Here is a 12,109-nt window from a genome sequence, read left to right on the forward strand (position 1 = left end):
CAACACGAAGGCTGTCCGTCTGATCTCGGTGCTGCTCATGGTCGCCGGTCTCGTGCTCGTCGCCGGAGGCGCCGCCACGTGGATCACGGTCCGCAGCCAGCTGGTCGCCGAGAACATCACGATCCCGGACGACGCCATGGCGTTCGCCGGCAAGACCGTGAACGGCCCCCTGGACGCCTACGTCCAGGCCGACATCATCAACAAGCACGCGCTCGAGGGCTCCGGCGGCAAGACCTACGCCGAGATGGACCGTGAGGACCCGGCCCGCGCCAGCGTCATGAACGGCTCGTTCCTGCGGGCGTCGCTCTTCACCTCGGTGATCGCGTTCGGCGTCGCGGCGTTCGCCGCCGGCATGGGTGTCCTCTTCGCGGCCACCGGGTACGCGCTGCGCGTCCTGGTCCCGGCTCGTGCCGAGGTCGCCCCGCGTCAGACCGTGACCGCCTGACCTGTCACCGATCTCGCCGCCTGGGAGGCGAGAGCTCCACGCACAGACCCTTCCCAGGGGTCGAAGGCCCCGTCCTCACCGAGGACGGGGCCTTCTGCGTGCATCGGGTGGCCTGCCGGCGGGCTCAGGGCCGCGTCACGGCAGGTGCCGCTCCTCCGGTCCCACGTAGGCGCTGAGCGGCCGGATCAGCGAGTTCGCGGCGCGCTGCTCCATGACGTGCGCCGTCCACCCCGTCACGCGAGCCGCCACGAACAAGGGCGTGAACGTCGCGGTGTCGAACCCCATGAGGTGGTAGGCCGGACCCGACGGGTAGTCGAGGTTCGGCCGGATGCTCTTGCGGGCCACCATCGCGGCCTCGAGCCGGTCGTACAGCTCGGCGAGGTCCTGTCGGCCGTAGTGCTCGACCAACCGGTCCAGGGCCGCCTTCATCGTGGGCACGCGCGAGTCGCCGTGCTTGTAGACCCGGTGACCGAACCCCATGATCTTGCGCTTCTCGCCGAGGGCCCTGTCCAGCCACTCCTCGGCCCGGTCCGCCGAGCCGATCTGGTCGAACACGTGCATGACGGCCTCGTTGGCCCCGCCGTGCAGGGGGCCCTTGAGCGCCCCGATCGCGGCGACGACCGCCGAGTACAGGTCCGACAGCGTCGAGGTGACCACGCGCGCGGTGAACGTCGAGGCGTTGAACGAGTGCTCGGCGTACAGCACGAGCGACACCCGGAAGGCGTCGACGACGACGTCGTCGGGCACCTCGCCGAACGTCATGTGCAGGAGGTTCGCCGCGAGGTCGAGGTCGTCCCGCGGCTCGACCACGTCCTGCCCCCGCCGGCGGCGCTGGTCGTAGGCCACGATCGCGGGGATCTGCGCGAGCAGCCGCACGGACGCGGCGACCTCGGCCTCGCGCGACGAGTCCGCCGCGGTCGGGTCGAGCGCGCCCACCAGGCTCACGGCCGTCCGCAGGACGTCCATCGGGTGGGCCGCCGTCGGGATGGCGTCGACGACGGCGCGCACCTGCGGCGCGAGCGCCCGCTGGGCGCGCTCGGCCTCCTGCAGCCCCGCCAGCTCCGCCGGCGTCGGCAGCTCGCCGTGCCACAGGAGCCACGCCACCTCCTCGAAGGAGCAGCGCGCGGCCAGCTCCTGCACGGGGTACCCGCGGTACAGCAGGGAGTTGGACTCGGGGTTCACCTTGGAGATCGCCGTCGTGTCGGCGACGACGCCCGCCAGACCCTTGCGGATCTCCGGTTCGGTGGTGCTGGTCATCGGTCGCTCCTTCGCGATCGGTGCTGCGGATGGGCCGGGCCCCGACGACGACGCCGCGGTCGGGCCGCGGCGCCGGGTCAGTGCCGGACGGACGCGTCCGGCGTGTACGTGAAGATCGAGCCGTCGAAGCGGTTGTAGCCCTCGTAGTCGAGGAGCTCGTAGAGACGGGAGCGGTGCTGCATGCCCGGCACCTCGGCGCGCAACGAGCCCTCGGCGGCGAGGGTGTCGAGCGCCCGCTCGGCAGCGCCCATGGCGACGCGCAGCAGCGAGACGGGGTAGATGACCATCCGGATCCCCGCACTCGCGAGCTCGGCGTTGGTCAGCAGGTCCGCCTTGCCGAACTCCGTCATGTTGGCCAGGACCGGCACGTCCACCGCCTTCGCGACCGCCTCGAACTCCCCGAGGCCGGCCATCGCCTCGGGGAAGATCGCGTCGGCCCCCGCGTCGACCAGCGCCTTGGCCCGGTCGATCGCCACGGACAGCCCCTCGACCGCCCGCACGTCCGTCCGGGCCATGATGAGGAAGCTCGGGTCGCGCCGCGCCTCCACGGCGGCACGCACGCGCTGGACCGCGGTCGCCAGGTCGACGACCTGCTTGCCGTCCAGGTGACCGCACCGCTTCGGGTTGACCTGGTCCTCGACGTGCAGCCCGGCGAGCCCGGCGTCCTCGAGCGTCTGGACGGTGCGGGCGACGTTCATCGGCTCGCCGAACCCGGTGTCCGCGTCGACCAGCGCGGGCAGGTCGGTCATGCGCGTGATCTGCCGGCTGCGCTCCGCGACCTCGGTCGCCGTGGTCAGGCCGATGTCGGGCAGGCCGAGGTCCGCGCTGAGCACCGCCCCGGAGATGTAGACGCCCTCGAACCCCTTGTCCTGGATGAGCCGCGCGGACAGCGGGTTGAAGGCGCCCGGGAAGCGCAGGAGCTCGTCCCCGGCCAGCCGCCGCCGCAGGTCGGCGCGCTTGGCCTCGGCTGTCGTCGTCGCGTACAGCATCAGAAGATCCCCTCCGGAACGGGCACCGTGGCCAGGAGGCCGTCCGGAGCCACGACGGTCAGCTCGCCGAGCTCGGCGGACGTCAGCTCCGGCAGGCGCTGCGCGACGTCGAGGAACCGCTCCACCTCCGCGTCGTCCAGCACCCCCTCCGCCAGCATGCGGAACTTCGCCACGTACTGCTCGCGGGCGAACGGACGGGCACCCAGCGGGTGCGCGTCGGCGACGGCGATCTCCTCGACCACCCGGGACCCGTCGGTCAGCGTGATCTCCAGGCGCCCGCCGAACGCCTTCTCCGCCGGGTCGGTCGAGTGGTAGCGCCGGGTCCACTCCGGGTCCTCCGCCGTGGTGATCTTCCGCCACAATGCCACGGTGTCGGGCCGTCCGGCGCGCTCCGGCGCGTAGGAGCGCACGTGGTGCCACTCCCCGTCCTGCAGGGCCACCGCGACGATGTACGGGATCGAGTGGTCGAGCGTCTCGCGCGACGCCGTGGGGTCGTACTTCTGCGGGTCGTTCGCCCCCGAGCCGATGACGTAGTGCGTGTGGTGGCTCGTGTGGATGACGACCGACGCCACCCGCTCCGGGTCCGCGAGCTCCGGTCGCTCCCGGTGCAGCCGCCGGGCGAGGTCGATGAGCGCCTGGGACTGGTACTCCGCCGAGTGCTCCTTGGTGTACGTGTCGAGGATCGCCCGCTTCGCCTCCCCCGGCTCGGGCAGCGGCACCTCGTAGTGCGCGTCGGGACCGTCGAGCATCCAGGCGATGACCCCGTCCTCGCCCTCGTAGATCGGCACGGGCGCCCCCTGGCCGCGGACAGCCCGGTCGACTGCCTCGATCGCCACCTTGCCCGCGAGCGCCGGGGCGTACGCCTTCCAGCTGGAGATCTCGCCCTTGCGCGACTGCCGCGTCGCCGTCGTCGTGTGCAGAGCCTGGCCGATCGCCTGGAAGACCGTCTCCGCCGGGAGGCCGAGCAGCGTCCCGAGCGCGGCCGCGGCCGACGGCCCGAGGTGCGCGACGTGGTCGATCTTGTGCTTGTGCAGGCTGATCGCCCGGACGAGGTCGACCTGGACCTCGTAGCCGGTGGCGAGCGCCCGGACGACGTCGTGCCCCGACAGCCCCCGGCGCTCGGCCAGGTGCTGCGCGACGGCGAGCACGGGCGGGATGTTGTCGGCCGGGTGGGAGTAGTCGGCCGCGAGGAAGGTGTCGTGGTAGTCCAGCTCGCGCACCGCCACGCCGTTGGCCCACGCCGCCCACTCGGGGCTGAACCGCTCGCCCGCCGGCAGGCCGAACACGGTGGCGCCGGGCCGGTACGGGTGCGCCAGCGCCTGCCCGCGCGCCGCCACCACCGGTCCGCGCAGCAGCGACGCCGTCGCCACGGCCGCGTTGTCGATGACGCGGTTGACCACCATGTCGACGACCTCGGGCAGCACCTCGACGGGGTCGACGGCGACCTCGGCGATCTTCCACGCGAGCTGCTCGCTACGCGGGAGGCGGTCGCTGGAGGGGTGGACGCGGACGTCGTGGCGGATCATCGGGCTGCTCCGGTGGGGTCGAGGGCGGAGGGACGGTCGACGGCGTCGGGACGGGCCGACGGCGGCCTGGGCAGGACGGGCGTGGGCGTGGCCTGTGAAGGCGTGGCCAGGACGGGTGAGGGCGTGGGCAGGGCCTGTGAAGGCGTGGTCGGGTCCCCGACGGGACCGGCGGCCAGTGCGTCGAGCACGTGCCGGAGGCTCGCGTGCAGGTGCACGCCGGTGGCCTGGGCGGCGAGCACGGCGTCGCCCGCCGCCACCGCCTCGGCGATGAGGCGGTGCTCGTCCGCGGCGTGCAGCAGGCGCGCCGTGTCGGCGTGCGCGAGGCGTCGGACCCGCGCGACGTGCGCACGCAGGGCCGCCAGCGAGCGCTGCAGGTGGCGGCTGGCCATGGCGGTGTCGAGCGCCGCGTCGAGCTCGCCGACGAGCGCGTAGTAGGCGGTGCGGTCGGGGTCGTCGTCGGCGAGGAGCGCCCCGGCGCCGGCGAAGCGCTCCGCGAGCCCGGTGAAGACCTCCGGCCGGGCACGGCGCGACGCGAGCCGCGCCGCCTGGGTCTCGAGCGCCTCGCGCAGCTCGAAGAGGTGCACGACGTCGTCGGCGTCGAGCTGGGAGACCACGAGCGTGCGTCCCCGCCCGACGACGGCGAGCCCCTCCGCCGCGAGCCGGCCGAGCGCCTCGCGCAGCGGTGTCCGGGAGACACCCCACCGGGCCGCCTGCTCGACCTCGCCGAGCTCGGTGCCCGGGGGCAGGTGCCAGGCGACGATCTCCTCGCGCAGGGCCCGGTAGACCCGCTCGCTCGCCCGCATGGGACGACTCTAGAGCCCGTCCCGGCCTCTTGTATACAAAGTCCCACCGCGAAGGGGCCAGGCGCGCATCGCCGGGCATCCATGCATACAACGCCGATCCATGCGGCGCCGTCGGGGACCTTCGCCCCTTCCGAGAGGCCTGCCTGCGCCCGACCGTGGAGACGAGCCGCCCGGGTGCCGTCCGCCGCGTCGCGGCGGCACGCAGGTCCGGGCCCCCGCGCGAGGAGGAGACCTGTCATGAGCCAGGACGCCCTGCACCACCCGCACCGCCCGGCGGTCGACGACACCGACCCGCTGCTGCGCGCCCGCGCGGAGAAGCGGCTCGAGGCGCGCCGCGGGCTGGGGGCGCACGCGCTCGCGTACGTCCTCGTCAACGCCTTCCTGGTCGTCATCTGGTCGCTCAACGGCACCGACCAGTTCTTCTGGCCGCTGTTCCCGATCCTCGGCTGGGGCATCGGCCTGGCGTTCAACGCCTGGGACGTGCTGTTCCCCGGCCCGTCGGAGGACCGGATCCGGGCCGAGATGGACCGTCTGCGCCACGGCTGAGAGCGGGGGTCGCGGCTGAGCGTGCCCCCTGCCCGGGACGCCATCCTTCGCCCGCGGTGAGAGCGCAGCGGACCGGGGCTCTTGACACCGCCGGGCAGTGGGATCAACCTGCCTCCAACGGCGCGTGTTCAGCGAGAGTGAACACTCGCGCCGGCTCACCTGCGATGGCGGAGGTACTCATGAGCGCGACCCCGGACCACGGCGTCCCCCACGACCACGACGGTCGGCCGAAGGTCTTCCGGAACGGCACCGTCCTGACGATGGACGACAGCAAGACCATCCTGAAGGACGCCGACGTGCTGGTCGTCGGCGACCGCATCGAGGCGATCGGGCACGGCCTCGCCGTGCCGGACGGCACCATCGAGATCGACGCCACCGGCATCGTCATGCCCGGCATGATCGACACCCACCGGCACATGTGGCAGACGGCGATGCGCGGCTACGGCGCCGACTGGACCCTGACCCAGTACTTCGTCTGGTACTACCTCGAGCACGGCAAGGCCTTCCGGCCGCAGGACATCCACGCCGGCAACCTCCTGGCCGCCGTGGAGTCGCTCGACGCGGGCGTCACGACGACCGTCGACTGGTCCCACGGCCTGCAGACCGTCGAGCACGCCGACGCCGCCGTCGACGCCCTCGAGACCGTCCCGGGGCGGTTCGTCCTCGCCTACGGCAACATCCAGCAGGGCCCGTGGGAGTGGTCACACTCCCCCGAGTTCCGCGACTTCGTCAACCGCCGTATGCACCGGTCGGACATGCTCGGCTTCCAGATGGCGTTCGACGTCACCGGTGACCCCGCCTTTCCCGAGAAGGCCGCCTACGAGGCGGCGCGGGAGCTCGGCGCGACCGTCACCACGCACGCGGGCGTGTGGGGCGCGACCAACGACGACGGGATCCGCCTGGCCTACGAGCACGGCTTCATGCAGCCGGGCAACATCTACGTCCACGCTGCGACGCTGAGCCCGGACTCGTACCACCGCATCGCCGCCACCGGGGGCTCCGTCTCGGTCGCGACCGAGAGCGAGTCCAGCTGCGGGCAGGGCTACCCGTCCTCGTACACCCTGCGCTCCTACGACATCCCGGTGTCGCTCTCGGTGGACACGAGCGTGTGGTGGAGCGGCGACATGTTCTCGGCCATGCGCTCGACGCTCAACGCCGACCGGGCGCGCGAGCACCACGAGGCGCACGCCCTCGGCGAGACGATCACCCACTGCCACCTGCGTGCGGACCAGGTCGTCGACTGGGCGACCCGGGGCGGGGCCAAGGCCCTCGGCATGGACTCCCTCGTCGGCAGCCTGGGGGTGGGCAAGAAGGCCGACGTCGTCCTGGTGAAGAACGACGCCTCCCCGGTGATGTTCCCGATGCTCAACCCCTTCGGCCACGTGGCGTTCCAGGCGCAGCGCGGGGACGTCCACACGGTCGTGGTGAACGGGCGCATCGTCAAGCACGACCACCGCCTGGTCGGCATCGACCTGCCGGCCGTGCGGCACCAGCTGGAGCAGACGATCGAGCACCTGCAGTCGACCTTGGGCGACGAGGCCTGGGCCAAGGGGATGAACCCCGACGTCCCGGAGACGAAGATCCTCGACAACCCGTACCAGTACACCGACTACGCGAGCTCGGCGACGCACCAGGCCTGACGCCCGGAGCCCGGCCGCCCCAACGACCAGTCGGAGGGGCGGCCGGGGCCTAGCATCACCGGGTGACTTCTGCTCCACCGCCCGCCCCCCCGCCGGAGAACCCGGCGGCCCCGCCGGAGCGTCCCCGGCGGTGGTGGGCCCTGGTCGTGGTCGGCGTGCTGGGGGGGTTCATGTCGGGCCTGTTCGGCGTGGGCGGCGGGATCCTCATGGTGCCGCTGCTCATCCTCATGGCCGGGCTGAACCAGAAGCAGGCGGCGACGACGTCGCTCGCGGCGATCATCCCGGCGGCGCTCGTGGGCTCCGCGACCTACCTGGCCAACGACAGCGTCGACGTCGCCGTGGCCGGCATCGTCGCGATCGGCGGCATCATCGGCTCCTACCTCGGCGCCCGGCTCCTGCGGCGCATCCCGATGGTGTGGCTGCGGTGGCTGTTCATCGCGCTGCTCGTCGCCGTCGCGATCCGCATGTTCCTCACCGTGCCCGAGCGCGGGGCCGGCATCGAGCTGTCGCCGCTGGTCGTGCTCGCGCTCATCGCGACGGGTCTGTTCATGGGCGTGGCGTCCGGCCTGTTCGGGATCGGGGGCGGCGTCATCCTCGTGCCCGTCCTCATCGCGCTGTTCGGCCAGGGCGACCTGGCCGCCAAGGGCACGTCGCTGCTCACCATGCTGCCGACGGCGATCATGGGCACCGTCACGAACGTGCGCGGCCGCATGGTGGACCTGCGGGCGGGCGCCGTCGTCGGGCTGGGCGCGACCGTGGCGTCGTTCGCCGGCGCCTCGCTGGCCTTCCTGCTCCCGCCCCGGGCCTCGACCGTGCTCTTCGCGGTCCTGGTCGTCGTCGCGGCCACGCAGCTGACCGTCCGGGCGATCCGCATGCAGCGTGGCGGCCGCTGACCAGCCGGTTCAGCGGCCGCCACGCTCAGCGACGGACGGCGAGGTCCGCCTCCTCGACGGGCGCCGCGGGGACGTGCAGCGTGTCCCGCAGCGGGATCACGCGCAGGAGCACCGACGCCACGACCGCGACGACGACGATCGGCACCGCGGCGAGGAACACGTCGCCGAGCGCGTCGGCCAGGGCGCGCCGGACGGCCTCCTCGGCCCCGGCCGACAGGCCGGCCAGCGCCGCGGGGTCCAGGACGGAGCCGGCCCCGAGGTCGGCCGGTGCGTCGGTGCCCGCAGGCAGCTGCTCGGCGATCGCCGGCCCGAGCCGCGCCGTCATGACCGCACCCAGCAGCGCGATGCCGACCGTGGCACCGACGTTGCGGAAGAACTGGACCGAGGCGGTCGCCACCCCGAGGTCGTCCCTGCCGACGACGTTCTGCACCACGAGCGTGAGGGTCTGCATGGCCCCACCGATGCCGAGCCCGATGACGACCATCGCGGCCGTGAGCTGCACGGGCGACGTGCCGTACCCGGTCAGGGTGAGCAGCCCGAACCCGACGAGCATGAGCACGGTCCCGCCCACGACGTAGCGCTTGTAGTGGCCGTGGCGCGAGATGAGGAGCCCCACCACGATCCCGACCCCGATCATCGTCACGCTCATCGGGACGAGGATCGCCCCGGACCGGGTCGCGTCGACCCCCAGGACGCCCTGGGCGTACACGGGGATGTAGAACACGGCCCCGAACATCGCCATCGAGATCGCGAGGCTGGCGACGTTGGCGAGCGTGAAGATCGAGCTGCGGAACAGCCGCAGCGGCAGCACCGGCTCGTGCGCCCGCTGCTCGACGAGGACGAAGGCCGTCAGCAGCACCGCGCCGGCGCCCAGCAGCCCGAGCACGACCGGGGAGGACCAGGGGTACGCCGTGCCGCCCCAGGACGCCGCGAGGAGGACGGCGACCAGGGCGAGCGTCAGCGTGACGATCCCCGCCACGTCGATGCGGACCGGCCGTCGGGCGTGCGGCAGGTGCAGGTTGCGCGCGACGAAGACGAGCGCGATCACACCGAACGGCAGTCCCGCGTAGAAGACCCACCGCCAGCCGACGTGGTCGGTGAGCCAGCCGTCCGCGAGCGGACCGGCGACGGACGTCACGCCGAAGACCGCCCCGACCCAGCCCTGGTACCGGCCCCGTTGCCGCGGCGGGACGATGTCCCCGATGATCGTCTGCGAGAGCGTCATCAGCGCGCCCATGCCGAGGCCCTGCACCGCGCGCGCCGCCACGAGCCACCAGAACGACGGCGCCGCACCCGCGAGCGCCGCGCCGGCCATGAAGACGACCAGTCCGCCGAGGTAGAACGGGCGCCGTCCGTACAGGTCGGAGAGCTTGCCGACGATCGGCACGACCACGGCGGCCGTGAGCATGGCCGCCGTGGCCAGCCAGCTGTAGCCCTCGATCCCGCCCAGCTCGGCGACCATGACCGGCAGCGCGGGCGAGACGATGGTCTGGCTGATGCCGGCGACGAACATGCCGAGCAGCAGGCCGATGAACACCAGCCGCATCTGCGGGCTCAGGCCGGTGAAGCGCTCCGGCGTCGCCGGCGCGGTCGGTGCGGTGGTGGGCTCCACGCGGAGGTCCTCGTCGTGTCGTCGTCCGTCGGGACGGTGGGGGTGCTGGTCCTGCGGAGGGGGTCCCGGCCGACGTCCCGGTGCGGGCCGCCGCCAAACATGCACAGTCTGCAACTTCGCAGAGGCTGCAGCCATTCCCGCCCTAGGCTGGACGTGTGACGGACCACAGCGAGCGCGAGGGGCTGCGCGAACGGAAGAAGCGCCTCACCCGCCACACCCTGCGGATGGCCGCCCTGTCCCTGGTCGCGGAGCGCGGGCTCGACGCCGTGACCGCGGAGGACGTCGCCGCGGCCGCCGACGTCTCGCCCCGCACGTTCTTCAACTACTTCGCCTCCAAGGAGGAGGCGCTCGTCGGGAACGACCCGGCGCTGGTGGCGTTCCTGCGCGAGAGCCTGGTCGCGCGACCGGCGCACGAGGAGCCGCTGGTCGCGCTGCGCGCGGCGTTCCTCGCCTACGCCGACGGCGTCCGGTTCGACCGCGAGATGTGGCGGCTCCGCCTGCTGGTCATCGAGCGGAACCCCAGCCTCCTGCCGGCGCTCATGGGGGCGACCGCCGAGCTCGAGCGCGTCCTCGCCGAGGCGGTCGCCGAGCGCATCGGGGCACCCCCGACCGACCCGTACCCCGCCCTCGTGGTCGCGGCCGCGACCAGCGCCGTCCGCACCGCGACGCGGCACTGGGGCGCCGGCGACTCCGGTCCGGACCTCGTCGAGGTCATCGTCGACGTCTTCGACGCGCTCGGCCGAGGCCTCACACCACCGACCTGACGGGGGGCGGTGCGAGGACGGGGCCCGCGACCCGCGTGACCGCCGGTCAGGTCTCGGAGTCGGTCCGCCCCGGCTCGACGAACAGGCCCAGCAGCTCGCCGACGTCGTGCCCCGCCTCGCGCGGGTGGCGGAACTGCACGTCGGGGTGCACGGAGTACTCGTTGCGACGCCCGACGCGGGTCCGCGTCACGAATCCCGCCTCCACCAGGTCGGCGAGGATCCCCTGCGTCGCGCGGTCGGTGATCCCGACCAGGCCGCTGAGGTCCCGCACCCGGGCCTGGGGGTCGCGAGCGACCGCGATGAGCACCCGCGCATGGTTCGTCAGGAAGGTCCACGTCCGCGTGGTCGATCCGTCGTCGGTCCGCACGTGTCCCACTCTACGGACTGCATTCGCATGACTTTATTTTCATGTGTTTGTCTTCCGGCATGGACCTGACCGCTGCGCTGCTCGCCGGCCTGCCCGCCGCCGTCCTCCTCCTCGCCGCCCTCCTGCCGACGGCACGAGGCCGTACCGCCGTCCTCGCGGCGACGACGGCCACGGTCGCCGCCGTCGTCGTCGCGGCGCTCGGCGTCGTCGAGCCCTACCGCGCCGCCGTGGCGGTGCTCACCACCCTGCTGGCCCTCGTCCTCACCCGGTTCTCCCTGCGCCACCTCGACGGCGACCCGGCACGCGCCCGCTACGACCGCCTCCTGCTGCTCACCGCCGGCGCCGCCGTGCTCGCCGTGACCACGCAGGACCTGGTCGTCCTCCTGGGCGCCTGGGTCCTCACCGGCGCGGCCCTCACCCCGCTCGTCGGCCACCACGGGGGCGCGGCCGGCCCCGCGTCGGCCCGCGCCGTCGCCGCCCTGCGCCGCAGCCGTGCGGCTGGCGACATCGCGCTCCTGATCGCCGTCGGGCTGCTCGTCGCCTCGGCCGGCACCACCTCCCTGCCGGCCGTCGTGGCCTGGGCCGAGACGTCCGGGTCGCCGGTGCTCACGGTCGCCGGTGCCGCCCTGCTCGTCACGGCCGCCGCCCGCGCCGGGCTCCTGCCGTTCGCCCGCTGGGTGCCGCTCAGCGTGGTCGCGCCGGCGCCCGTCTCCGGCCTGCTCCACGCCGGGGTCGTCAACGCCCCGGTGGTCCTCCTCCTCCAGCTCCACCCTGTGTGGGCCGGCGGTGTCCTGCCCGCCGTCCTCGCGGCGATCGGGCTCGGGACGGCCGTCCGGACGTTCCCGCGCCTGCTCGTCCGGGCCGACGCCAAGACCCGCCTGGCCTGGTCCACGACCGCGCAGATGGGCTTCATGCTCACGCTCCTGGCCGTCGGCGCGCACGCCGCCGCTGTGCTCCACCTCGTGCTGCACGGCGCGTACAAGGCGACGGCGTTCCTCACCGCGGGGGACCAGATCTCCCGTGCCCGCCGGGACGCCGTCCCGACCACCAGCCCCGGCACCCGGGTGCTCGGCGCCGTGGTCGGCCTGGCCGCGGGTGCCCTCCTCGTCGTCGCCGACGGCGGCCTGACGCACCCCCTCACCGCGGCCGCCGTCCTCGTCGCGGCCACGGCCGGCGGGCACGGGCTGCTGACGCTCCGGGCACCGTTGTCCACCCGCCTCGTCGCCGGGGCGCTCGGGGTCGCGGCCCTCGCCGGCACGCTCGCCGG

At 73.5% G+C, this 12,109-nt stretch carries 12 protein-coding genes; 6 read left to right on the plus strand and 6 right to left on the minus strand.

Going from position 1 to position 12,109, the window contains the following annotated elements:
• Window positions 1-445: hypothetical protein (locus N866_RS21395; RefSeq protein WP_034226609.1), on the plus strand; the 445-nt coding region annotated here is incomplete at its 5' end.
• Between the two features lie 135 nt (window positions 446-580).
• On the opposite strand, the gene N866_RS11900 is transcribed toward N866_RS21395, so the two are convergent.
• The 4 genes from N866_RS11900 to N866_RS11915 form a co-directional block, all read right to left on the minus strand.
• A complete protein-coding gene (locus N866_RS11900; protein WP_034226611.1) occupies window positions 581-1,702 on the minus strand; it encodes a bifunctional 2-methylcitrate synthase/citrate synthase in 1,122 nt (373 codons plus the stop codon).
• Between the two features lie 77 nt (window positions 1,703-1,779).
• The gene (gene prpB, locus N866_RS11905) at window positions 1,780-2,691 is read right to left on the minus strand and encodes a methylisocitrate lyase (protein WP_034226613.1); all 912 of its coding nucleotides are present in this window, start codon (window positions 2,689-2,691) and stop codon (window positions 1,780-1,782) included.
• Window positions 2,691-4,217, minus strand: coding sequence for an MmgE/PrpD family protein (locus N866_RS11910; protein ID WP_034226615.1), 1,527 nt, complete (start codon window positions 4,215-4,217; stop codon window positions 2,691-2,693). The genes prpB and N866_RS11910 overlap by 1 nt, the downstream gene beginning before the upstream one ends.
• A complete protein-coding gene (locus N866_RS11915) occupies window positions 4,214-5,020 on the minus strand; it encodes a GntR family transcriptional regulator (protein WP_081802597.1) in 807 nt (268 codons plus the stop codon). The genes N866_RS11910 and N866_RS11915 overlap by 4 nt, the downstream gene beginning before the upstream one ends.
• A 237-nt stretch (window positions 5,021-5,257) precedes the next feature.
• Here N866_RS11915 and N866_RS11920 point away from each other — a divergent pair, with 237 nt between their 5' ends.
• The 3 genes from N866_RS11920 (at window position 5,258) to N866_RS11930 (ending at window position 8,099) form a co-directional block, all read left to right on the plus strand.
• The gene (locus N866_RS11920; RefSeq protein ID WP_052022968.1) at window positions 5,258-5,566 is read left to right on the plus strand and encodes a 2TM domain-containing protein; all 309 of its coding nucleotides are present in this window, start codon (window positions 5,258-5,260) and stop codon (window positions 5,564-5,566) included.
• Between the two features lie 179 nt (window positions 5,567-5,745).
• The gene (locus N866_RS11925) at window positions 5,746-7,206 is read left to right on the plus strand and encodes an amidohydrolase family protein (protein WP_034226618.1); all 1,461 of its coding nucleotides are present in this window, start codon (window positions 5,746-5,748) and stop codon (window positions 7,204-7,206) included.
• A gap of 62 nt (window positions 7,207-7,268) precedes the next feature.
• Window positions 7,269-8,099: a sulfite exporter TauE/SafE family protein gene (locus tag N866_RS11930; protein ID WP_081802598.1), complete on the plus strand. Its 831-nt coding sequence runs from the start codon at window positions 7,269-7,271 to the stop codon at window positions 8,097-8,099.
• 25 nt (window positions 8,100-8,124) lie between these two features.
• Here the strand turns inward: N866_RS11930 and N866_RS11935 are convergent, their stop codons facing one another.
• Window positions 8,125-9,711, minus strand: coding sequence for an MDR family MFS transporter (locus N866_RS11935; RefSeq protein WP_052022970.1), 1,587 nt, complete (start codon window positions 9,709-9,711; stop codon window positions 8,125-8,127).
• Window positions 9,712-9,866: 155 nt separating this feature from the next.
• Between N866_RS11935 and N866_RS11940 the strand changes: the two genes are divergently transcribed.
• Window positions 9,867-10,475, plus strand: coding sequence for an acyl-CoA-like ligand-binding transcription factor (locus N866_RS11940; protein WP_034226619.1), 609 nt, complete (start codon window positions 9,867-9,869; stop codon window positions 10,473-10,475).
• A 46-nt stretch (window positions 10,476-10,521) separates the two neighbouring features.
• Here the strand turns inward: N866_RS11940 and N866_RS11945 are convergent, their stop codons facing one another.
• A complete protein-coding gene (locus tag N866_RS11945; RefSeq protein WP_034226626.1) occupies window positions 10,522-10,842 on the minus strand; it encodes a helix-turn-helix transcriptional regulator in 321 nt (106 codons plus the stop codon).
• Window positions 10,843-10,901: 59 nt separating this feature from the next.
• Here N866_RS11945 and N866_RS11950 point away from each other — a divergent pair.
• Window positions 10,902-12,109, plus strand: a 1,208-nt coding sequence (locus tag N866_RS11950) for a proton-conducting transporter transmembrane domain-containing protein (RefSeq protein WP_281173242.1), incomplete at its 3' end; no start/stop codon positions are given.

Origin of the sequence: Actinotalea ferrariae CF5-4 (genome assembly GCF_000603945.1) — a bacterium.
Lineage (GTDB): Bacteria > Actinomycetota > Actinomycetes > Actinomycetales > Cellulomonadaceae > Actinotalea > Actinotalea ferrariae.